Genomic DNA, 22,960 nt, shown 5'->3' with positions numbered 1-22,960 from the left:
CTATGCTAAATGTTTATCCCGGTAAAGCGGGAACTCTTCCATTAATTTGTGCACCCTTTTACGTACTTTCTTTAAAGTTGTTTCGTTTTCGGGGTCATTTATTACCATATCTATCAGCTCAACAATGGTTTCCATATGCTTCTCTTTCAAGCCACGGGTGGTGATAGCGGCAGTACCCACGCGGATACCCGAAGTAATAAACGGTGACTTATCATCATAAGGCACCATGTTTTTGTTGGCAGTAATATCGGCAGAAACCAGCGCTTTTTCAGCAGCTTTACCGCTGATGTTTTTGTTACGCAGGTCTATCAGCATCAGGTGGTTATCGGTACCGCCCGAGATAATGTCGTAACCACGCTCTACAAAAGCCTTAGCCATAGCAGCGCCGTTAAGTTTTACCTGGAGGATGTATTTCATGTAGCTATCGCTCAAAGCTTCGCCAAAGGCAATGGCTTTAGCAGCAATAATGTGCTCCAGCGGACCACCTTGTGTACCCGGGAAAACAGCCATATCCAACAGGTTCGACATCATGCGTATCTCGCCTTTTGGTGTTTTGTGCCCCCATGGGTTCTCAAAATCTTTACCAAGCAATATCAAGCCACCACGCGGGCCGCGCAGGGTTTTGTGGGTAGTGGTAGTAACAATGTGGCAATGCGGCAGCGGGTCGGTTAATAAACCGCGTGCAATTAAGCCCGCAGGGTGCGAAATATCGGCTAACACCAAAGCGCCAACTTCATCAGCAACGGAGCGGATAAAGGCATAATCCCAATCGCGCGAGTAAGCCGAAGCACCGCAGATAATCAATTTCGGTTTTTCGCGCAGGGCAACCTCTTTCAGTTGCTCATAGTCAACATAACCGGTATCTTTTTTAACCCCGTAAAAATGAGGCTCGTATAATTTACCCGAAAAGTTTACACCCGAACCATGCGTTAAGTGCCCGCCGTGCGAAAGGTCGAACCCTAATATTTTATCGCCGGGCTGCAAACAAGCCAGCATAACTGCCGCATTAGCCTGCGCACCGCTGTGTGGCTGCACGTTTGCCCACTCGGCATTGAACAGCTCTTTAGCACGGTCGATAGCAATGGTTTCAATTTCATCAACAATTTCGCAACCGCCATAATAGCGTTTGCCCGGCAAGCCTTCGGCATATTTATTGGTTGCTACCGAGCCGGCAGCTTCCATAACCTGCTTGCTTACAAAGTTTTCTGATGCAATAAGCTCAATGCCTTCTTCCTGGCGCTGTTGCTCTTCCTCCAGTAATTTGAATATTATTTTATCTCTTTTCATTGTTGTGTGTAATGCGCGCTAAGTTAGCTATAATATTAGATATGAGCCATTAGATGTGATATTTGACATAAAACATTACCATGGGGCAACTTTTGGGGGGGGCGTCCAAAGGTGCCGCTATTGCAAAAACTATGCGGACAGGTTTTTTGAAAAGCAAGGGCAGTGGTGCTTAGGTTAGGTTCTGCCCTGCTATCCCTCCAAGCCGCTGATAGAAGCGCCTTTCCGTACTATCAGGTTTAGGGTTGAGGGGCTTGTCCGCTTTGTCTGAAAAAAGGTAGGATCCTGCGGACGGACGGACAAAAGGGAGGGCGGATACCTTGCAAGTGTGCCACAAGCGAGTCCCAAACTACACCGCATACGCAATAGTTGCAATACTCAGCTTCAATCCCGGTACTTTCAACAATTCTATCCCGCAAGCTTCCAGTGTAGAGCCTGTTGTGGTAACATCATCAACCAATAAAACATGTTTGTTTATCAACCTATCGGGATGGGTAATGGCAAAGACCTGCTGCATATTCTCGAACCTGGCAAAGCGCGATTTGTGCGTTTGGGTTTTGGTGGCTTTGGTGCGTACCAGGTTATTCAACTCAACTTCGGCTTTTAGCTTTTTAGCGAGCCCATGCGCAAAGCAGGCACTTTGGTTATACCCACGTTCTTTCAACCGCTTTTTATGAAGGGGTACGGGGATAATGTAATCTGCTGATCGGAACATCTCGCTTTCGGCTAACTGGCTGCCTGCAATTTCGCCTACTATGTTGCCAATGCGGTGCTGCCCATCGTACTTAAAATGATGCAGCAGTTGCTGCACCTTGCCGCCTTTGTTAAAGTAATAAAGCGCATACGCAGCCTGCACGGGTAGCTTCCCCCAAAACTGTTGGGCTACAATATTATCGGGCTGTTGGTGAAAATTGGTGTAGGGCAGGTTGTAGCGGCAATCCGTACAAAGCAAATCTTCGCCCGATACCAAACTACTATGGCATGCCACGCAAAGCTCCGGGAATATGAGCGACACAAAATGGCTTAGGTAACGTGCTACGGCGTTCATGTGCATAAGGTACGCAAATAATTGTTTGTCCGCATAGTTCTCAGCATAGGGGCACCTGCGGACGGACGGACACCCGGCAATTAGTCGCGTTACGCAAAGGTGCTATCAGGGGGCACCTAACGGAGCCCGGGTGTACGCGCAATGATCTCTACAAACACGATACTCCTACCGGAGTGTTGATGAACGAATGTTTCGCACCCCAGCGGGGTACCGTGTTTGTAAAAGACAACAACAGTGTTTTTCAGGCTCCGTTAGGAGCCACCTACAACACGGCAAGTCGCGTTACGTACTCCGTTTTGGCATGTTCACACCCTGCCGGGCATAAGCCCTTCAGCTATATTTGTATGGTAAACCAATTATAAACACCATGCTAAGCACGCCTGTTATAACCAATTACCCCGAACGCCCTTATGTGGCTATCGAAAAGAGCGTAAAACAGCCCGACATTGGTAACGAGTTGCCGCCCCTGCATGGCAAGCTTTACCAATGGCTTGCAGCTAAGGGGCTATCGAGCACCGAGCCGCCCTTCTTCCGGTACCTGGCTTATAACAATGGCGAACTGCTGGTGCGCGTTGGGTTATCTACCACCGAAAAGTTAGAAAGCGATGGCGAAGTAATTGCCGATGCCTTCCCCGCAGGCAACTATGCCGAACTTATTCACGCCGGAAATTATAATGGATTGATGCACGCCCACATGGCGCTGGAAAGCTGGGTGAAAGATAATGGCTATCGCGAGCAACTCAGCCCGTCCACAAATGGCTGCACCTGGGGCGGACGGACGGAATTTTATCTGAACGACTGCACAGAGCTACCCAACCCTGCCGACTGGCAAACTAAGGTGAGTTTTTTATTAGCAGAGCATTAATACAAAAATCGCCAAATGGCATACGCCGTATAAAACGCGCCATCGGTTAACAATTTGGTAGCGGAAACTTAATTTTCAAAATCATCTGTACGCCCTACTTTAGTAACTAAAAATTTACAAGAAGTGAAGGGTTATACCGACTCCGCGTTGATAGCTTTGTTAAAGCAGCATAATATTCATGCCTTCAACGAATTGTATTCGCGCTATTGTAAAGAGTTGTACGCACGCGCCTACAAGCACCTGGGCTGTAAAGATGATGTGCAGGATGTATTGCAGGAGATATTTATATCGGTATGGAATAACGCAGCCTCGCTGGATGATGATAAGCCGCTGGGGCCATACCTCTATAAATCTTTAAAATATAAGTTAATAGACCGGTACCACAAAAACCTGAAGCTTTCTTATAACGAAGCCGAATGTACAAATAAGGAATTTGCCGCCACCGAAGGCGCTAACGACAAAGTTTTACTCAAAGAACTTGAAACCCTCCTTAACGGCGAAATAAACCGCCTGCCCGAAAAAATGCGCGAAGTTTTTTTATTAAGCCGGCGCGAACACCTCAGCAATCAAAAAATATCCGAACGTTTATCCATCTCTTCTCAAACGGTAAAAAATCAAATTACCCTGGCATTGCGCAAACTCAAATGCGCGGTAGATAATTATAATGCCGTTTAACATTTAGCTGCTTAACTTCAGTAGCCTGCTCTCAACCCTACTTTGCCCCACGCGCTGTTAATAAATTGTAAACCAGCTATTAAGTTTCTGCCGGGCATGGTACTGCGGGGCAACTTGCGCGAATTAGTAGTAAAAGCGTAAGCATTGAACCCGAACAGAACAGAAGAACAGTTGAAAGAATTGCTTGGCAAGTACCTTGATGGCACCGCCACCCACTTGGAAAGCAAGCAGGTGGAAGAGTGGTTCGAGGCGATGGGCAATAGGGGTACGCCGGATGATATTTTTTCTTCGCCCGGGGAAGAAGGCGAAGAGTATAACCGGGTGCTGAGTAATATACACAGCGCTATTACACCTGTAGCACAACAAAGCAGTTTTCAAAAGCGCCGCTTTACCGCGTTGCGTTTAAAGGTTGCTTCGGTTGCGGCAATGCTATTGGTTGTTGCCGGGGCTTTTTACTATCTGCATAATAAACCGGTACAACCCGAGGCTGTCCGTATAAACACCGCCATTGCCGAAGCCGGTAAAATGAAGCTTGTAGAACTAGCAGACGGTACCAAAATATGGCTCAACTCTACATCTAAACTTAGCTACCCCGAGCATTTTTCGGAAAAAGTTAGGGAGGTTACCCTGCTGGAAGGCGAAGCTTTTTTTGATATAGCCCACGAAGCTAAACGCCCTTTTATTGTGCATAGCAAGGGTATAAACACACAGGTGCTGGGCACATCTTTCAACGTGAACGCCTACAGCTATTCAAACAAAATTGAGGTTACCGTTAGCACCGGCAAAGTTGCCGTAAGTGTTGGCTCGGGGTTGTTGGGCTACTTAACCCCAAAAGAGCAAATAAAGTACAACCTGCTCACCGGCAAAATACTGAAGCAAAACGTAGCCAGTACCCAAACCCCCTGGATGAACGGCGACATAGTGTTGGATTATGTAGACTTTGAGAGCCTTAAAGCCATATTGTTCAACAATTTCAACTACCATTTAAAAAGCAAGGGTACAAAAGTTATTAACCTGCATTTCTCTGCAACCATAAAAAAAACGGATAGCATCGCCAATGTGATGAAACTCCTCAGTTCGATAAACAACACCGGTTATACATTACACAACAACGAGATAACCATGTATTAAAAACTGTATTACACCAAAATTTAATAAAAAACGGAAGCTATTGGCGTAGCCTCCGTCGTAATAAAAGCAGCGGGTAAAATTTTGAGCGATACCCGGCTGTTGCGTCGCGGTAACCTGATCACCTAACACTTTACAAATATATGGTTAAAATTTATACCAAAATAAAGCAGCCTATGCGCATTTCTACCTTTTTAATTGCCCTTGTACTAAATACCTGTGTGGTGCTAAATGCCGCGCCCGTTGCCGCACAAAGGGTATCGGATACTAAGGTTACAGTAAACTTTGGCAAACAAAACCTGGCAAACAGTATACAACAACTTCAAAATATAACAGGCTTAAGCTTTGCATACAATAAAGACCTTTTCGGCGGTGTAAACACTCCTGCCGTATCGTTTCAGAACGCACCGCTGAACACCGTGCTTGATAAGCTTTTAGCAAATACCGATTTTTCGTATAGCGTAGTTAACGGCAATATCACCATCAGCCGCGATCAGGCTAAGGTAAACCGCAGGTTAGCACCGGGCAGGCTTGCCGGTAAAATAACCGACGCCAAATCGAACGAAACCTTGCCGGGCGTAACCGTTACAGCCAAAGGCCCAGTAACCTTAAGCACAGTTACCGATATACAAGGTGGTTATCGCTTACAACTGCAACCCGGTACCTATACGTTAACATTTACATATATAGGGTATACAAGCAAAGAAATTGACCAGGTAGAGATAAAAGACGGCGCACTGTCTGAATTAAATATCGCCCTGGCAGCTTCAACTAATCAGTTAAGCGGTGTTGTTATTAAAAGCACCTTCCGCCGCGAAACACAATCTGCCATCTACTCGCTGCAAAAAAACAGCACTGCCGTTACCGATGGTATATCGGGCGAGCTTATACGCCGCACACCAGACCGAAATGCTGGCGACGCGCTAAAAAGGGTTACCGGTATCAGCGTACAGGACGGTAAATTTGTAGTTGTTAGGGGCCTTGCCGATAGGTATAACTATACCATGCTGAATGGAGGCGTTTTACCCAGCACCGAGCCCGACAGAAGATCCTTCAGCCTCGACCTGATACCTGCACAAGCAATAGAGAGTGTAGTAGTGGTTAAAACAGCCACTGCCGACCTGCCCGGCGAGTTTGCAGGCGGCGTTGTGCAGGTTACTACAAAAGATTTTCCCGACCAGGATTTTATTTCGGTAGCATTTGGCGGTGGTACCTACCAGGGGCAAACCGGCGAAGCATTCTATAAAGACCGCAATGGCAGCCGCGACTGGTTGGGTTATGACGATGGCGGGCGTGCTATACCTAAAGAAGCCGACCTTACATCGGCAGGGTACGCCAAACTTTACCCCGAAGAGCGTTTTAAACTGAGCAATTCGCTTGCTAAAGGCTGGAGCCCGGTGCTTGCCGGTAATGCAGCGCCTACCAGCATACTGCAATTAGGCTTTGGTAAAACTATTACTTTTAAAGATGAAACCAAGCTGGGAATCATAGCGCTGGGTAACTACCGCCGCGACCAAATGATTGACCAGGTGGAGCGTTACGACCTTGCCCGCCTTACCAGGTACTCGGGCACAGTAGCCCCCGGCGATACCTTGCAGTACATGCGCGCTTACGATTATGAGCGCGACTACCGCTACCAGGTAAACGAGGGTGCATCGTTAAACATAGCCTACCAGTTCGGCAAGAATAAAGTAGCCATAAAAAGCTTGTTCAACCGCGATTTTGAGACTATAACCTCTTTAAAAACCGGGCGCAAAACCCAAGGGGAAGGCTTTGGCGATATAGCGCTTAGCCGCGTTACTGATATGCACCCCACCCAAAAAACCTTATTGGGTACACAGTTACAGGGCGAGCATAAACTGGGTGCCGAAAACCCTGCAACCCTAACCTGGAATGTATCTTACAACCAGGTAAAAAAGGATGAGCCAAACCAAACCCGTATAGGCTATGTAAACCTGTACCCGGTAGATACGGTGCTGTATAAAAACCAAAATTATTTTGTGCCCGAGTTTGGTTCGATAGAAAGCTCGAGCCGTTTGTACTCTAAACTTAAAGAAGATTCGTACAACGTAAACTTTGCAGTTACTACGCCATTTATGGTAGGCAAACAGCTGCAAAAACTAAAAGCGGGTGCCTTTGCCCAGTTCAGGAAACGCTCATACTTAACCCGCAACCTGGGTTACTTTGATGCTGCCCGCGGTGTAACCACGCCGAATGATGCATCAGGCTTCCCGTCTTCAACACCGGTTAATTTCAACCAGTCTATAGATGCTATTTTATCGCCCGAAAACTTTAGGCCGGGTGGTTTGGTGCTGGTTAACTACGAGTTGCCTGCCAACGAATACACCGGTGGCGCCAACCTGGCTTCGGCTTTTGTAAACATGGAGAGCAATATATTGGATAACCTGAAACTGGTTTATGGTGTACGCGCTGAGTTTTACACCATGAGCCTTAGTACCAACGAGGACCTTGCAAGGGCCTTACCAGGCAGCGGTGGCTCGGGCGATGATCAAAGCCCCGTTTCGTACATCCGCTACAATACCGACATTTTGCCCTCGGCAAGCATTATTTATACCCCTATCAAAAGCATGAATGTAAGGGCGGCGTATTCTAAAACGCTTACCCGCCCCGAGTTCAGGGAAATTAGCCCTTACGAATACTTCGATTTCGTAAGCGGCTACATTACCCAGGGTAACCCTGCCCTAAACAGGGGTACCATCCGCAATATTGATTTCAGGGTGGAGTGGTTCCCATCGGCAGGCGAAATATTTTCCGCCTCTTATTTCAGGAAAGATTTAAAAGACCCTGTGGAAGTGAGCACACAGGCTACAACTTCAACAACCAAGTTTATACGTACCTACCGCAATGTTGAGGGTGCTGTAAACTGGGGGCTTGAGTTTGAAGCGCGTAAGAACTTATACTTTGGCGCAGGGCCCGAGTGGTTAAAAAACATCTACGTTTTTGGTAACTACGCCCGCATACACTCACACATTACAGGCAAGCTGCAAGGCTTCGAGGGGCGTACTGATGTAGACCAAAACTTAAAGCAAAGGCCGTTAAGCGGGCAATCGCCTTACCTTATCAATGCGGGCTTGCTGGTTAATGCATTCAAAAATAGTTTCACCTTTTCTGCAGCGCTTAACCGCGCAGGCCGCCGCATAGTGGTTGTAGGCACCACTACCGAAGACCGGGGCGACATTAGCACCTACCCCGATGTGTACGAAAACCCGCGCAACCAGCTGGACCTGCAGATAGGGCAAAAGCTATTTAAAAAGAATATGGAGATACGCTTTAACGCGGCAAATATTATCCCCGACAGATACGTACAATACCAGGATTACGATTTGAACGGAAAATATTCGGGAAATGTGTTTGATGCTACAGTTTATTCAAGGAGGTCTTTCAGAAACTACACCCTATCACTTACTTATACTTTTAAAAAGTAGGTAGCAAAACAACCCGATCTAAACCAAAATTGGATGACGAAAATGGAGGTAACAACCCGGTAGTAATACACACCCGAGAGTAGCCCCGGCCAGGCCGGAGTACCTCATGATGCAATTATAAAACCCGCGAAAGTTCTAATAATTAACACGAAATTAATAAAAAAACAAAATGAAACTATTTTCAAAAATTTTTACTGCAGTTGTATGTGCAGGCTTACTGAGCGCTTGTACAAAAGAAAGCAACAATATAAACGTAGAGCGCCAGATTGTTAGCGGCGGTGCTACCGGTATAGATACACTTAAAGGCACTGTAACCGGTGTTGTAAACCTTAGCGCTTCAAGAACTTACATCCTTAAAGGTTTAGTAACTGTAAAAAGCGGTGCTACCCTTAACATCCCGGGTGGTACTTTAATTAAAGGTTTCGGTGGTGCAGGCCAAAAAGGCGTATTGTTAGTTGCTAAAGGTGGTAAACTTAACTGCAATGGCTACTCAAGCAAACCGGTAGTTTTCACCAGCAACGAAGCAACTCCTGCTAACGGCGACTGGGGTGGTATCATCATCTTAGGCCAGGCTCCTACCAACAAGCCAACTACTACCTACATCGAGGGTGTACCTAACTCGTCTGATACCCAGTACGGTGGTGCTAACGTTAACGATAACAGCGGTTCTATAGTGTTTACCCGTATTGAGTACGCTGGTGGTGTTTACGCCGGTGCTTTAGGTAACAACAACGAGGTTAACGGCCTTACCTTAGGCGGTGTTGGTGCCGGTACTGTATTGAAACAAATACAAGTTAGCTACAGCGGCGACGATTCTTTCGAGTTCTTCGGTGGTACTGTTAACCCTAAATACCTTATTTCTTACCGCCCTATCGATGACGATTTCGATTTCGATTTCGGTTACCGCGGTACTTTACAGTACCTGTTAGGTTTCAGGGATCCTGAGATCAATGACCAATCTGGTTCACACGGTATCGAGTGCGATAACGATAACACCGGTATTGCTACTAATAACCCACGTACCCGTCCGGTTATTTCTAACATGACTTTGCTTGGTGCTAATGGCGTTGTTGACTCTGACCCACACTCTCCGCAAACTTCTGCTACTAACGTTGCCGGTTCATTTGTTGCAGGTATGCGTTTCCGCAGAAATAGCTCTTTCAAAGTACGTAACTCTATCATCCTGGGCTGGCCTTCAGCTTTGTTGATCGATGGCCAGGTAACTGCTGATAGCCTTGCTAACGACAATGCTTCGTTCAAGTACAACATCCTGAGCAACAATCCTATCACTAAAGGCTACACTGTAACCGGTGGTGTTACCAGCTTCACTAACGAGTCTTTAAGGACTTACCTGTCTGATCCTAACGCAAGCAGAAACGCACTGTATACTCAGTCTTCTACTGCTGCTTTGGTTGATCCTTTCAACCTGGTTAACGTAGTATCGAGCCAGTTTAACTTAACTGCTGCTTCTAATGCAAGGTACGGTGCCCGTTTCGACGGCGATGCCGACTTCGCTTCGGCTGCATCACCTGCAGCAGGTTCTGCTTTATTCAAATCTACTACTATTAGAGGTGCATTTGGTGCAACCGGCGTAAGCTGGGCCCTTGAAACTGCTAACGGCGGTTGGGCTAAGTTCTAAGCAATCTAAATCGTATAAACTGGTTTGGCAATTTTGCCAAACCAGTGTTTTTTTAATTAAAGCAATAGATGAAAAAAAATCTTTACCTATTAATATTAAGCAGTTGCTTAGCATGCGGTTTTTCTTCTTGTAAAAAAGATGAAGGCGCAGCAAACGCAGCTAAACCAGTAGTAAAATTGCCGGAAACAATATCTGCCGACCGAAAACTCAGCAGCGATACCGTTTATACATTTACCAGCGTATTGGTTACCGGAGGCGCTGTTTTAACTATTGAGCCCGGAACAGTTATAAAAAGTTCAGATTTTGCTAATGGAGCCGCACGGTCTGGTTTTTTTGCCATAAATAAAGGTTCGAAGATAATGGCCGAAGGTACAGCCGATAAGCCTATTGTATTTACATCGGGCTCGCCCGAAGTACAACGCCAGTTTGGCGATTGGGCAGGCCTGTATATTTTTGGCGCAGCCCCGCTTTACTCGTATGACCCTGATACCGGCCGCCCCGTAAGGTCGATGACGTTGGGAGGCCTTGGCGCTACACTGCCCACCGGTGGCGGTACCGATGCTGCCGATAATTCGGGCATTTTAAAATATGTACGCATTGAATTTGCGGGTGTAAACTCTGCAAACTCTTACGGATTGGCGTGTGTTGGTGTGGGCCGCGGAACCGTTATTGAGAACGTGGAAGCCAGCTACACACAAACCTGCGGCTTTGGCTTTTACGGGGGTACCGTAAACGCAAAAAACTTAGTAGCATTTAATAACCGTGGTATTGGTTTTGTTTACTCTAACGGCTATGTAGGCAAGCAGCAGTTTTTGCTGAGCTACAAGCACCCTTATTTTGCCGCAGAAGGTTTTTACCTGAATACCTGCGATGGTTTTTTAACCATGAACGATATTGCTAATTACCCTATTTCGGTAGCCACAAGGCCTGTAATTTCTAACCTTACAGTTGTTGGGCCTTATAAAAACCCCGGCTATAACCCCGCCCTGCCATGGACTTCTGCGGTAACTGTTACGTACAATAGTGCGCTGGCCATGCGTAATTCGGTTTTAATGGGTATGCCACACGGTGCATTCAGGATAGGCGACGATGGTGCTGCACAAAAAATGCAATCGAGAAGGATAGATTTCAGCTACAATTTGCTTAACGCTACCGACCCTGCCGAGCTATACACTATTGACCAAAATGCTGTTGGTTCGATAGGGCCCGATGATGTACGGACATTTGTTACTGCCGCAACGCGTTTCAATACAAGTTTTGCTACCGCCGAGCTTATTGGCCTTACCGATCCTTTTAATTTTGCCAAACCGGCACCGCTGCCAAATACAGGCTCGCCTGCGTTAACCGGGGCAAACTTTGCAGGTACCGATTTTAGCACCGGCTTTGAAACCGTAACTTACCGTGGTGCATTTGGTGCCCAAAACTGGATGGACCAATGGACTAATTTTTACGCAGTTACTACCGCATACTAATATTAAAGGGCATTGATACATAAAAGGTTCAATTCATTAGTCGGTAAAATAGCGTTGGGGGTATGCCTCGGGCTTGTTATACCTGCTTTTTGCCATGCGCAGCAAGCCGTTGCTTATAAGCCAACTGCCGCCCTGACATTTTCAAATGCCGCTATTAAAGATGCGGGCATGTCGGCACTTACGTATACCGGTTGGTTTCCGGGTGCCGCTATAGGGCTTGATATTAATTCAAAAACGCTGATGCAGAACATCAGCCTTGGCTATGCTGGCGGTAATTTAAAAAACGAGTTTAACCCGGCAACCGTATCGCATAGGTATTATTCCGCCAATTACACCGCCTTGGTCCCGCTGATGCAAGGGAAATTGCGGTTTGATGTTGGCGGTGTTTTCAATAACGCCCTGGCCACCCGTAAACACAGCTCGTTCAACAATAACAACAAGTATTTCGAGTTCAACAGTTCTGTTGGCCCTGCTGTACAGTTATCTTACTTGTTTGGTAACGATGGCGGCAACGGCAACAATGCCGATGGCTTATTAAGTTTCCGGGTGTTTAGCCCGCTATTAACTGCTTTGTCGCGCTCAAATTCTGTTTACAATCAACAAAATGCTTTCTTGTCGCCACGCTTAAGTACATACCTTAAAAATACGCGCATTGTCACTTTTGGACGCTATGCAAAAGTTAACCTGCATACCCAATTTGATAACCGGGCAGGGGTGTTAAAAGGCTTATCGGTAGCTTATAATTGGGAGTATTACAAAATATCCGAGAGTAACGCGGTGCAGTCGGCCGTAAACACAGTAAGCCTGTCTTATCATTTTTAAGCTATGAAACCGGTAATACGCGCCACCACATCCGTTCTTGTCATCATCGTTTTGCTTTGCAGCGCTTGTAATAAAGCCGTTATAACAACTGAGAAAAGCAGCAGCATAGCAGTCTTCGACTACCTGTGGAACACCCTCGATACCAAGTACGCCATGTTTACTTATAAAAAAGTAAACTGGCAGGCAGTTTACAATAAGTACCGCCCACAAGTATCTGACGCTACTACGCAGCAAGACTTGTTTAATATCTGCACCAATATGCTCGATGAGCTGAAGGACGGGCACGTATCGTTAAGCACCAACACATCCGTTTATAGCTATACCGGTTACTACCAAAACTACGGGCATAACTACAATGCTGATGTTTTAAGGACGCGTTACCTTACGGCTTTAAAAAGCAAGGGAATAATATCTTACCAGCTTACAGGTGGCATTAGCTACATCCATATTCCGAGTTTCGGTAGCGAGCTTAAAGCCAATGATATTAACGCGGTGCTGGAAGAGTTTAAGGATGTTACCAAAATCATGATTGATGTGCGGGATAACACAGGCGGCGGCTCGGTTATGGTTGATCTGCTGGCATCCAAATTTGCTACGCAGAAGATCCTGGTGAAATACGATACCTATAAACGTGGCACCGGGCACGATGACTACTTTCCGGAGGTAGCTAAATATGTAGAGGCAGGCGACAGCAGGTTTGCCGGAAAGCGCATTGCCGTTTTAACAAACCGCAGGTGTTTTAGCTCCTGCAACGATTTTGTTTTGTACATGTCAGAACTCCCCGGCCTTACCATTATAGGCGACAAAACAGGCGGCGGCGGCGGCACGCCTTTTAATATAGAGTTGCCAAACGGCTGGGTGCTTTCTTACTCGTCATCGTTCGCTACATCTCCCTCCGGCTTTAATATTGAAGACGGCATTACACCCGATATCTTGGTTACCAATAGCCTTGCCGATGATGTGAACAGGCGCGATGCTATATTCGAGGCGGCCGTTAATTACCTCAACAAGTAAGCTTACTGTTTCCACAGGCATTGCCCACGCGTAATGCTGTTTTTTGTACCTTTGCGGCTATGGCATCTGTTAAACCATCTGTACCCTCTGGTACCCGCGATTTTTCTCCCGCCGAAATGGCAAAACGTAACTTTATTTTCGATACCATTAAGGGCGTATTCCGCAAATATGGCTATCAGCAAATAGAAACGCCTACCATGGAGAAGCTAAGTACCCTTACCGGTAAATATGGTGATGAAGGAGATAAATTGATATTTAAAGTGCTGAACAGTGGCGATTATTTAGTTAAAGCCGATGTAAAGCAGTTAGAGGATCGTAACTCTAATTTGCTTACCTCATCTATCTCCGAAAAAGCCCTCCGCTACGACCTTACAGTGCCTTTTGCCCGTTACGTAGTGCAGCACCAAAACGAAATTACGTTCCCGTTCAAACGTTTCCAGGTGCAACCCGTTTGGCGTGCTGACAAGCCACAAAAAGGGCGTTACCGCGAATTTTACCAGTGCGATGCGGATGTGGTAGGTTCCAAATCTTTATTGAACGAGGCAGAATTTGTAATGATTTACGATGAAGCCTTAAGCCTTTTAGGGTTGAAGGATTTCACCATCAAAATAAACAATAGGAAAATACTATCAGGCATTGCACAGGTTATAGACAAGTACGATAGCATTATTGACCTTACTGTAGCCATTGATAAGCTGGATAAAATAGGTTTGGATGGCGTTATAAAAGAGCTGCTGGAGCGCGGCTTTACCGAAGCGGATATTGATAAGCTAAAGCCCGTTATTTTGCTGGAAGGCAGTAACGACGAGAAACTACAGAAACTTCGCGAAGCATTGGCTACATCAGAAATTGGCTTGGCGGGTTGCGACGAGCTGGAAACCGTTTTCAATTACCTGCAATACACCCCGCTTAAGAAAGCAACGCTGGAGCTGGATATCACCCTTGCCCGTGGCTTAAACTACTACACCGGCGCTATCTTCGAGGTGAAAACCAACGAGGTAGCCATGGGCAGCATAGGCGGCGGCGGCAGGTACGACGACCTTACCGGCATGTTCGGCTTAAAAGGCTTAACCGGCGCGGGCATCTCTTTCGGTGCCGACCGTATTTACGATGTACTGGAAGAACTTAACCTGTTCCCGGCTTCGGCAGTAGAGGGTACCAAAGCGCTCATTATTTGCTTTGATGCCTCGGGCGAAACCTTTGCCCTTCCACTGCTGCAAAAGCTACGCAACGCCGGCATCAATGCCGAACTGTACCCCGCTGGTGCCAAGCTTAAAAAGCAGATGGATTACGCCAACAACAAACAAATACCCTACACCATCCTGATAGGCAGCGAAGAAATGCAAACCGGTTTGCTGGCATTTAAAGATATGGAAAGCGGCGTACAAGAAAAGCTATCGGCAGAAGATATATTGACGAGGTTAGGGGCGTAATAAAGCCTCTCCCCCCATACTCACAGCATTATTGCGAGTGCAGAGCTAAGAGCGATTGTTTTCTTTTGTCATCCTGAGCGATAGCGAAGGATCTACTCGCGAACTACGCATTACCGCAATGCATAGCCGATAGATGCTTCGTGCCTCAGCATGACAAATCCCAATTGGTTTTTGTTACCTTGCGCTATGCTCATCACTATCATTATACTATTATTCCTAACGGGGTTCTTCGTATTTAAAAAGCCTTTGAAAAGCGAGGCTACATCGCAAGGCTTATCGCCCCAACAGAAAAGCCTTTTAGCACAGCACATAAAATATTATACCCAACTATCTGAGGCTGATAAAGCGCTTTTCGAAATTAAGGTAGCGCAGTTTCTTGCCGAGGTAAACATAGAAGGCGTTGGATTGGAACTTACCGATACCGACCGCATAATGGTTGCCGCCAGTGCCGTTATCCCCATTTTTGGCTTTAAAGATTGGACCTACCGCAATGTAACCAACGTACTGTTGTACCCCGACACCTTTAATAAAGATTTTGAGTTTGAAGGCAACGAGGGCGAAAGCCGCAGCATAATGGGCATGGTAGGCAGCGGTTACATGAACGGGCAAATGATACTGTCGCGTGCGGCGCTGATAAAAGGCTTCTCTAAAAATTCGGGAAAAGAGAATACCGGCATTCACGAGTTTGTACACCTGCTTGATAAAGCCGACGGCGCTACCGATGGCATCCCCGAAGGCTTTTTGGAGCACGAATACGTTACGCCCTGGGTGAAAATGATGCACCAGGAGATACACCGCATAGAGGAAGGGCATTCGGATATTAACCCCTACGCCACCACCAACGAGGCAGAGTTTTTAGCCGTTGTAGCCGAGTACTTTTTTACCAAGCCGGAACAATTTCAAACCAAGCACCCCGAATTATACGATATGCTGAGCAAGATATTCGGGCAGGATCCATCAACAAAATAAGCCCCATGACGTTTGCCGAAAAAGTTATTGCCTTCAACCGCCAACTGGAATATACCGGTCCGCCCCTGCCCGCCGGCATCCGTATCATGAACCCTTTCCGCGAAGAGGAGCAAGCGCTGCGCATATCCGAAGAGTTTTACCGCAAGTATTATAACGACGATAACCCGCGCCACCTCATCCTGGGCATTAACCCCGGCAGGTTTGGCGGCGGCTTAACTGGCATCCCCTTTACCGACCCAAAGCGGCTGCAATCGGAATGCCATATTGCCTACGAGGGCAAGGTAACACACGAGCCATCATCAGTATTTGTATACGAGGTAATAAACGCCTACGGCGGCCCAGAAGCGTTTTATAACGACATTTATATCAACTCGCTTTGCCCGCTGGGTTTTACTACCATTGATAACAAGGGCAAAGAGAAGAACTATAATTATTACGATAGCGCCGAGCTGGCTGCCACAGTACGCCCCTACATTATCGATAACATTAAAAACCAAATTGCCCTCGGCGTTAATACCGATCTTTGCTTTTGCTTCGGCACCGGGCAAAATGAGAAGTTCATCAGGAAACTGAACGAGGAGCATGGCTTCTTTAAAGAAGTGGTTGCCTTGGAGCATCCGCGCTTTATTATGCAATACAAAACCAAAAGCAAGCAGGCTTACATTGATAAGTACTTAGAAGCCTTTGCACGGATGAAGCAATAACCCGCTGCCAAACACCGATAGAAACAAAAACGGCCCCGAATGTTCGGAGCCGTTTTGTTTTATTTTACCAGCGTACCAATTGGGTCGCCCTCGGCTATCTTCATAAAGTTGCCGGGTTTGTTCATATCAAATACAATGATTGGAAGTTTGTTTTCTTGGCAAAGGGTAATGGCGGTCATGTCCATTACGTTTAAGCCTTTGTCGTACACTTCCTGGAAGGTTATTTCGTCGTAACGGGTGGCTGTTGGGTCTTTCTCCGGGTCGGCGGTGTAAATACCATCTACACGGGTACCTTTCAGCACTACATCGGCTTTTATTTCGATAGCGCGCAGTGATGCAGCCGTATCGGTAGTGAAATATGGGTTACCTGTACCGGCACCAAATATCACTATTTTACCGCACTCGAGGTGGTGCATAGCACGGCGGCGAATGTAAGGCTCGCATATCTGCTCCATTTTAATAGCCGATTGCAGGCGGGTTTCTACGCCAACGCTTTCCAATGCGTTTTGCAAAGCCATACAGTTTATAACGGTTGCAAGCATACCCATGTAATCTGCCTGGGCGCGTTCCATTCCGCTTTTTTCGGCACTTAGCCCGCGGAAAATGTTACCACCGCCAACTACTACCGCTATTTCTATACCTTGTTCTTTTACAGCTTTTATGTCTTGCGCGTATTGCAAAACCTGGTTATTATCAATACCATACTGTTTTTCGCCCATGAGGGACTCGCCACTAAGCTTTAAAAGGACTCTTTTGTATTTCATTTGGATGGATGATTTGTCAAAAATAGCTAATTAATGGTATTGTTAAAATTTTATATAGTCTCTGTTAAAAAATTCCCCTTTAGCATGGTTGCCTGCACTTCATAGCCGTCGTTAAACACTATCAGGTCGGCTTGGTAGCCTGCAGCAATACGCCCAAGCTTATCCATTTTCGCCAGCTCGGCAGGATATTTGGCTGCCATGTTCACGGCTTCTGCCAATTCAATGCCAACCTTCTCCACGCAATTTTGCACAGCTTTCAGCATCGTAAGGCTCGATCCGGATAGGGTACCATCGGGCATTACGTATTTGTTACCCTCCAGCCTGTGCTGGTATGCGCCTGCATTGGCTTCGGTAACAGCATCAGTTATCAGGAAAAGTTTATCGCCCAGTTCGCGTTTGGCAAGGCGTATCATAGCCCAATCCACATGGTTGCCATCGGCAACTATACTGGCGTATGGGCGCTCCTCAAATATGGCGGGGATGTAGCCCGGCTCGCGGTGGTGCATCTGCGGCATAGCATTAAACAAATGCGTAACGGCGGGTATAGGTTTGTTTAAAAAGCCCTTGCCCTGCGCGTAGGTTGCATTGCTATGCCCCGATGATATAATGATGCCTTGTGCATACAGGTAGTCTATCACTTCCTGGTCTTGCAGTTCGGGTGCAATGGTCATCATTTTAATAACACCATCGGCACTTTCTATCCAACGTTTCAATTCGGAGAGGGTTGCCTTCTTAATGTATTGTTCGGGGTGTGCGCCTTTCTTTGCTGCGTTTAAGTAGGGGCCCTCGAGGTGTAATCCCCAAAAGTTTCCCCGTGCGCTATCGCGATATTCTTTTGCTGCGGCTATGCCTCGTTCCACCACCTCATCGGAGTTTGTAGCAATGGTAGCAAAAAAGCCAACGGTACCTTCGCTAAGCAGTACGTCCTCCATTCGCTTCAAGGCATCAACCTCGGGTATGCCGCCAAATAGTTTTCCGCCTGCGCCATATATCTGCAGGTCGATAAATCCCGGAGCCAGGTAAGCGCCTTGCAGGTTGTGCTTATCAGCGCCTGCCGGTATAGCTGTATCATCAACAATGCCGATGATGGTTTCGCCCGAAATTAATACTGCTTTGCCCGAGGTAATAACACCATCGGTAATAAATTTGAGGTTGTGAAGTGCTGTTATCATAAGTAGAAAAGATGCTTTAGCTACAAGCAAGTGCTGCCCCCTTGCATATGGTAATACCCCCACCGGCGATAGCTTCGTTCCTCGCAACTATGTGGCGACAGGGAAAACCGAAACAATATCGCAAAAAAAATCCCCCTCGTTTTTAACGAGGGGGATAATAAAATTAAGCTCCTAAAGCTACTCGCTTAAATGCGGTTACCGTTAGGCCCTTTTCAACCGTATCTAAAAACTGGCTAACAGATTTAGATGAGTCTTTAACAAACTCCTGGTTCAACAGGGTAGAGTCTTTGTAGAATTTATTCAGTTTACCTGCAGCAATTTTTTCGATCATTGCTTCCGGTTTACCTTCAGCGCGGATAACGTCTTTTGCAATTTCAAGCTCACGCTCAACAACCGAAGCATCAACGCCGTCTTTATCAATAGCAACAGGGTTCATGGCAGCAATTTGCATAGCAACGTCTTTACCTGCTTCGTCAGCACCTTCAACGTTTTTGCTCAAGCCTACCAATACACCTAAACGGAAGTTACCGTGGATGTAAGCAACAACTTTTTCGCCTTCAACAACTTCGTATTTAGATACGCCTATTTTCTCGCCAATTTTACCGGTTTTGTCGATAGTTGCATCGCCAATTTTAACAGTAGTGTTTTCAACATCTATGTTTAAAGCGTAAAGCTCTTCGATGTTGGCAGGGTTTGCTTCAACAGCTGCGTTAGCAATTTGGTTAGCAAAAGCAATAAACTCAGCGTTTTTAGCTACGAAGTCAGTTTCGCAGTTAAGCTCGATGATAACACCACGTTTGCCATCTTCAGATGCGCGTGCAATTACTACACCTTCGTTGCTTTCGCGGTCCTGACGGCTCGCAGCAACTTTAGCGCCTTTTTTCCTTAAAAAATCAATAGCAGCTTCAAAATCACCATTGGTTTCAGTTAAAGCTTTTTTGCAATCCATCATGCCTGCACCGGTTTGCTGGCGCAGTTTGTTTACATCGGCTGCAGAGATCTGTACTGTAGACATTTTTTTAGTTTTTAAAAGTTGTAGATGTTACAAAGGTTGCAAAAATTGTAAGGCTATTCGGAAAAAACCTCACAATTTATGCAACCCTTACAACAATTTAATATTACTCTTCTGTAGATTCAGCAGCAGGTGCTTCGGTTTCAGCTTCGGCTGTTACTTCTGCAGTCCTTTTTCTTTTGCCACCTTCAGCAGAACGGTCTGCTACTTCAGGAGCATCAGCTTTTGCTTTTGCAGCAGCTGCTTCTTTTTCAGTTTCGTCTTCTTTATCGCGTTTGCGCTCTTCTAAACCTTCTTCGATAGCTTTGATGATGATACCGGTGATCAAAGAGATCGATTTGGTTGCATCGTCGTTTGCCGGGATAGGGAAGTCGATGTTAGAAGGGTCAGAGTTAGTATCAACCATTGCGAAAGTAGGGATGTTCAATTTCAACGCTTCCGAAACAGCGATGTGCTCTTTCTTAACGTCGATAAGGAACAAAGCAGCAGGCAAACGGTTAAGGTCTGCAATACCGCCCAATAGGCTTTCTAATTTGATACGCTCGCGCTGAATCATCAGCCTTTCTTTTTTAGAAAGGTTGCTGTAAGTACCGTCTTTAGTCAATTTATCGATGTTAGACATCTTTTTGATCGACTTACGTACGGTTGCAAAGTTGGTTAACATACCACCCAACCAACGCTCGGTGATGTAAGGCATGTTTACCAATTTAGCTTGCTCGGCTACAATATCCTTAGCTTGTTTTTTGGTAGCTACGAATAAAACCTTACGGCCCGATTTTACTATTTGTTTGATAGCTGCAGCAGCTTCTTCAACTTTTGATAAAGTTTTATTTAAATCGATAATGTGGATACCGTTGCGCTCCATGAAAATGTACTGTGACATTTTCGGGTCCCATTTGCGGGTAAGGTGGCCAAAGTGTACACCTGCATCCAGTAAATCCTGATATGTTGTTCTTGCCATTGTTGTTGTCCTCCTAAAATATTAACGTTTACTGAATTGGAATCTCTTACGTGCTTTCCTGCGGCCCGGTTTCTTACGCTCAACCATACGGTCATCACGTGTCATTAAACCTTTAGCGCGTAAAGCAGGTTTTTTGTCCGCATCCAGTTCAACAATAGCTTTCGCAATAGCTAAACGAACGGCTTCTGCCTGTCCTTTTACACCACCACCAGCTACGTTTACTTTAACATCGTATTTACCGGTAGAGCCCGATACTTCGGTGCTTTGGGTAACAATGTATTGTAAAGGTAGAGTTGGGAAGTACTCTTTGTAATCTTTACCGTTTACGGTAATAGCGCCAGCACCATCAGTTAAATAGATGCGGGCAACTGCTGTTTTTCTTCTGCCTGAAGTGTTAGTTGTTGGCATTTTTCTTTTCTCCTGTTAATTAAATGGTTTTTGGATTTTGAGCTGCATGAGGGTGCTCTGCGCCGGCATAAACGTGCAGGTTGCCATAAATGGCTTTACCTAAACGGCTTTTTGGCAACATACCGCGAACGGCTTTTTCGATCACACGCTCAGGGTGCTTAGCCATTAACTCTTTTGGAGAAATGAAACGCTGACCACCTGGGTAACCAGTGTAAGAAACATAAGTTTTATCGCTAAACTTGTTTCCGGTCAGTTTAACCTTGTCTGCATTAATAACAATAACGTTATCGCCGCAGTCTACGTGTGGGGTGTACCCTGGCTTGTGTTTACCACGAATCATCATCGCGATTTTTGTACACAAGCGCCCCAAAATCTCATTGTTTGCATCAACAACAACCCATTCTTTGCTAACGGTTTTCTTGTTGGCTGAGACAGTTTTGTAACTTAACGTATTCACTTGCTTTAAATTAAATTAAATAAACGTATTCTATACCCCGCATTTACGGGACTGCAAAGATACGCCTATTTGTTTAATTTACAAGGGGTATTTAAGATTATTAAAAATATTGATTTTCAGGAGGGTTTGATGGTTATTTTAACCACAGAGGGCACGGAGGTTGCGCAGAGGTTCGCAGAGCCTTGCAAACTCATTAGAGAGTTGTTGAGATAGCAAATACAGTTGCACTAAAGGGAGCCCGGGACTATTAGGTTTTTGCTAACTCATTAGCCAGTTTGCAAAGCTCTCTGTGGCTCTTTGTGCTTTTCTCTCCCTGTTCTCTGTGGTTAAATTCACCACAATGCGAACCTATTTCACCGGCAATTTCTTCAATACCTTATATATAGCCTTCGCCCAGAACTCGCCTAATGCAACAGCTCCTTTTTTATTGGGATGCAGGTAAAAGATGCCTTGCCTGCCTTGCTCTGCCTGGAGATCAGTTAAGTGGTTCTTTTCGAAGTAAGCAAAAGCTTTGGTATCGCCAACAAATACATGTTCAGGGTTGCTTGCTTTGTATTCGCCTGCCAGTGCATCTATTACCGGGATGTAGGTTTGCAGCCGTGTTAGCCCTTCCTGCAAATAGGTTGAGCCGTTTTGGGTATTGGGGCTGTACCATACCGGGTGCTGGTATATCACTATAGCTGCAGGAAACTCCTTCAGCAAAGCGTCGGTAATGGTTTTTAAATTGGTGCGATAATTCTCTACCGAAGCCGGCGCTCCATGGGTGCCTTTTACGGCGCTATCATTAGTACCTATCTTGATAGAAAATATGAGTTGAGCGCTTGTATTTGTAAATGCTCTTGCGGCTTGCTCTACCTGTTTAAACGCATCCGTACCCGGCAGAAAATCAAGCGTGGTATAACCGCTGTGCCCCTGGTTGCTAAAGTTTACTTCGCCAATGTGTTTTTGTTTCTTAAGCCATGCCGATGCCATAACCGGTGGCGCCTGGGTGGTAGGGCTATCTAAACCGGCGCCATACGTAATACTGTTGCCGATAAACACGATATTGAGATTGCGGGTTTGGGCGGAGGCGGAGAACTGGAAAAGTATAATAAGTATGCCAGTTAAAACCCGCCCAATATATCTATTATTCACTACTTCTTATTTGGATGCCTGCTTGTATGAAAAACCGAAGCAATAGTAATAGCTTTATACACTTCATCAATTTCATATAATATTAAAAAAGGAAAATCCGGCAAATTTGCTTCGCGATATTTCCCTTTTAGAGGGTAATGAAATGGATTGCTTCTTACTGATTCAATTTTAGCAGCCACCTGGGTTTCGAATCGATAACCCAAGCCTATTTGCTTTTCTTCATACCAATCGCCACTTTCCTGTATTTCTTTGATTGCTTTTGGTGAAATGCTGAAATTGTAGATCATCGTTTGTATCTCAACTCAATAGATCTCTTAAATTCTTCTAAAGTAACGCCTCTATCAACGCCGGTTTTTACGCGCATTACTCTATCATCTAATTCAGCTAAAAAAGCTTTATCATTTTGCCAATCGTAACTTTCCTCAGGTTCATCGCTCCAGATCAAATAAAGCTGGTCAACTTTTTTATCGTCGGCATTATTTATTAAGGCGTGGAGTTTTTCTCGTTTTGCAGTAGTCGTCATAACAATATGCTTTTAAACAAATTTAACCAT

The 22,960-nt window shown here is 45.8% G+C and carries 22 protein-coding genes; 11 read left to right on the top strand and 11 right to left on the bottom strand.

Going from position 1 to position 22,960, the window contains the following annotated elements:
* Positions 1–1,287, bottom strand: a complete 1,287-nt coding sequence (glyA, locus tag BC343_RS16665) for a serine hydroxymethyltransferase (protein ID WP_078348947.1) — start codon at positions 1,285–1,287, stop codon at positions 1–3.
* 346 nt (positions 1,288–1,633) lie between these two features.
* Positions 1,634–2,332 carry a ComF family protein gene (locus BC343_RS16660; protein WP_078348946.1) on the bottom strand — a complete coding sequence of 233 codons (699 nt, stop codon included), beginning with the start codon at positions 2,330–2,332 and terminating at the stop codon, positions 1,634–1,636.
* A gap of 367 nt (positions 2,333–2,699) precedes the next feature.
* Here BC343_RS16660 and BC343_RS16655 point away from each other — a divergent pair, with 367 nt between their 5' ends.
* The 11 genes from BC343_RS16655 (at position 2,700) to BC343_RS16605 (ending at position 16,499) form a co-directional block, all read left to right on the top strand.
* Complete coding sequence (locus BC343_RS16655; RefSeq protein WP_078348945.1) at positions 2,700–3,197, top strand: GyrI-like domain-containing protein; 498 nt, start codon at positions 2,700–2,702, stop codon at positions 3,195–3,197.
* 123 nt (positions 3,198–3,320) lie between these two features.
* Entirely contained in the window at positions 3,321–3,872 is a 552-nt protein-coding gene (locus BC343_RS16650) for an RNA polymerase sigma factor (protein ID WP_078348944.1), read from the top strand.
* Between the two features lie 144 nt (positions 3,873–4,016).
* A complete protein-coding gene (locus BC343_RS16645) occupies positions 4,017–5,003 on the top strand; it encodes a FecR family protein (RefSeq protein ID WP_078348943.1) in 987 nt (328 codons plus the stop codon).
* A gap of 140 nt (positions 5,004–5,143) precedes the next feature.
* A complete protein-coding gene (locus BC343_RS16640; RefSeq protein WP_078348942.1) occupies positions 5,144–8,446 on the top strand; it encodes a TonB-dependent receptor in 3,303 nt (1,100 codons plus the stop codon).
* A 169-nt stretch (positions 8,447–8,615) separates the two neighbouring features.
* Positions 8,616–10,085: a hypothetical protein gene (locus BC343_RS16635; protein WP_078348941.1), complete on the top strand. Its 1,470-nt coding sequence runs from the start codon at positions 8,616–8,618 to the stop codon at positions 10,083–10,085.
* A gap of 68 nt (positions 10,086–10,153) precedes the next feature.
* Entirely contained in the window at positions 10,154–11,557 is a 1,404-nt protein-coding gene (locus tag BC343_RS16630) for a hypothetical protein (RefSeq protein WP_078348940.1), read from the top strand.
* 12 nt (positions 11,558–11,569) lie between these two features.
* Entirely contained in the window at positions 11,570–12,379 is an 810-nt protein-coding gene (locus tag BC343_RS16625; RefSeq protein WP_078348939.1) for a hypothetical protein, read from the top strand.
* Between the two features lie 3 nt (positions 12,380–12,382).
* Complete coding sequence (locus BC343_RS16620) at positions 12,383–13,393, top strand: S41 family peptidase (protein ID WP_078348938.1); 1,011 nt, start codon at positions 12,383–12,385, stop codon at positions 13,391–13,393.
* Positions 13,394–13,452: 59 nt separating this feature from the next.
* Complete coding sequence (gene hisS / locus BC343_RS16615; protein WP_078348937.1) at positions 13,453–14,826, top strand: histidine--tRNA ligase; 1,374 nt, start codon at positions 13,453–13,455, stop codon at positions 14,824–14,826.
* 186 nt (positions 14,827–15,012) lie between these two features.
* Positions 15,013–15,795 (top strand): M90 family metallopeptidase, encoded by a 783-nt coding sequence (locus BC343_RS16610; RefSeq protein ID WP_078348936.1) that lies wholly within the window; start codon positions 15,013–15,015, stop codon positions 15,793–15,795.
* Positions 15,796–15,800: 5 nt separating this feature from the next.
* Positions 15,801–16,499, top strand: coding sequence for an SMUG2 DNA glycosylase family protein (locus tag BC343_RS16605; RefSeq protein ID WP_078348935.1), 699 nt, complete (start codon positions 15,801–15,803; stop codon positions 16,497–16,499).
* 59 nt (positions 16,500–16,558) lie between these two features.
* On the opposite strand, the gene pyrH is transcribed toward BC343_RS16605, so the two are convergent.
* From pyrH to BC343_RS16560, 9 genes are all read right to left on the bottom strand, one after another.
* The gene (gene pyrH, locus BC343_RS16600; protein ID WP_078348934.1) at positions 16,559–17,263 is read right to left on the bottom strand and encodes a UMP kinase; all 705 of its coding nucleotides are present in this window, start codon (positions 17,261–17,263) and stop codon (positions 16,559–16,561) included.
* Between the two features lie 50 nt (positions 17,264–17,313).
* Positions 17,314–18,435 (bottom strand): N-acetylglucosamine-6-phosphate deacetylase, encoded by a 1,122-nt coding sequence (gene nagA / locus BC343_RS16595; RefSeq protein ID WP_078348933.1) that lies wholly within the window; start codon positions 18,433–18,435, stop codon positions 17,314–17,316.
* Positions 18,436–18,598: 163 nt separating this feature from the next.
* Complete coding sequence (tsf, locus tag BC343_RS16590; RefSeq protein ID WP_078348932.1) at positions 18,599–19,450, bottom strand: translation elongation factor Ts; 852 nt, start codon at positions 19,448–19,450, stop codon at positions 18,599–18,601.
* A gap of 103 nt (positions 19,451–19,553) precedes the next feature.
* Positions 19,554–20,408 carry a 30S ribosomal protein S2 gene (gene rpsB, locus BC343_RS16585; RefSeq protein WP_078348931.1) on the bottom strand — a complete coding sequence of 285 codons (855 nt, stop codon included), beginning with the start codon at positions 20,406–20,408 and terminating at the stop codon, positions 19,554–19,556.
* 21 nt (positions 20,409–20,429) lie between these two features.
* Positions 20,430–20,816, bottom strand: coding sequence for a 30S ribosomal protein S9 (gene rpsI, locus BC343_RS16580; RefSeq protein ID WP_078348930.1), 387 nt, complete (start codon positions 20,814–20,816; stop codon positions 20,430–20,432).
* A 19-nt stretch (positions 20,817–20,835) separates the two neighbouring features.
* Positions 20,836–21,273, bottom strand: a complete 438-nt coding sequence (rplM, locus tag BC343_RS16575; RefSeq protein WP_078348929.1) for a 50S ribosomal protein L13 — start codon at positions 21,271–21,273, stop codon at positions 20,836–20,838.
* A 348-nt stretch (positions 21,274–21,621) separates the two neighbouring features.
* Positions 21,622–22,407, bottom strand: coding sequence for an SGNH/GDSL hydrolase family protein (locus BC343_RS16570; RefSeq protein WP_202909809.1), 786 nt, complete (start codon positions 22,405–22,407; stop codon positions 21,622–21,624).
* Positions 22,407–22,694 carry a type II toxin-antitoxin system RelE/ParE family toxin gene (locus tag BC343_RS16565; RefSeq protein WP_078348928.1) on the bottom strand — a complete coding sequence of 96 codons (288 nt, stop codon included), beginning with the start codon at positions 22,692–22,694 and terminating at the stop codon, positions 22,407–22,409. Before BC343_RS16565 ends, BC343_RS16570 begins: the two co-directional genes overlap by 1 nt.
* Complete coding sequence (locus tag BC343_RS16560) at positions 22,691–22,930, bottom strand: hypothetical protein (protein WP_078348927.1); 240 nt, start codon at positions 22,928–22,930, stop codon at positions 22,691–22,693. The genes BC343_RS16565 and BC343_RS16560 overlap by 4 nt, the downstream gene beginning before the upstream one ends.
* Positions 22,931–22,960 lie beyond the last annotated feature (30 nt).

It is taken from the genome of Mucilaginibacter pedocola (assembly GCF_002013915.1).
In the GTDB taxonomy this organism is placed as follows: Bacteria; Bacteroidota; Bacteroidia; order Sphingobacteriales; family Sphingobacteriaceae; genus Mucilaginibacter; species Mucilaginibacter pedocola.
Note: the sequence above shows the minus strand (reverse complement) of the source record. Positions and strands in the feature narration are given on the sequence as shown.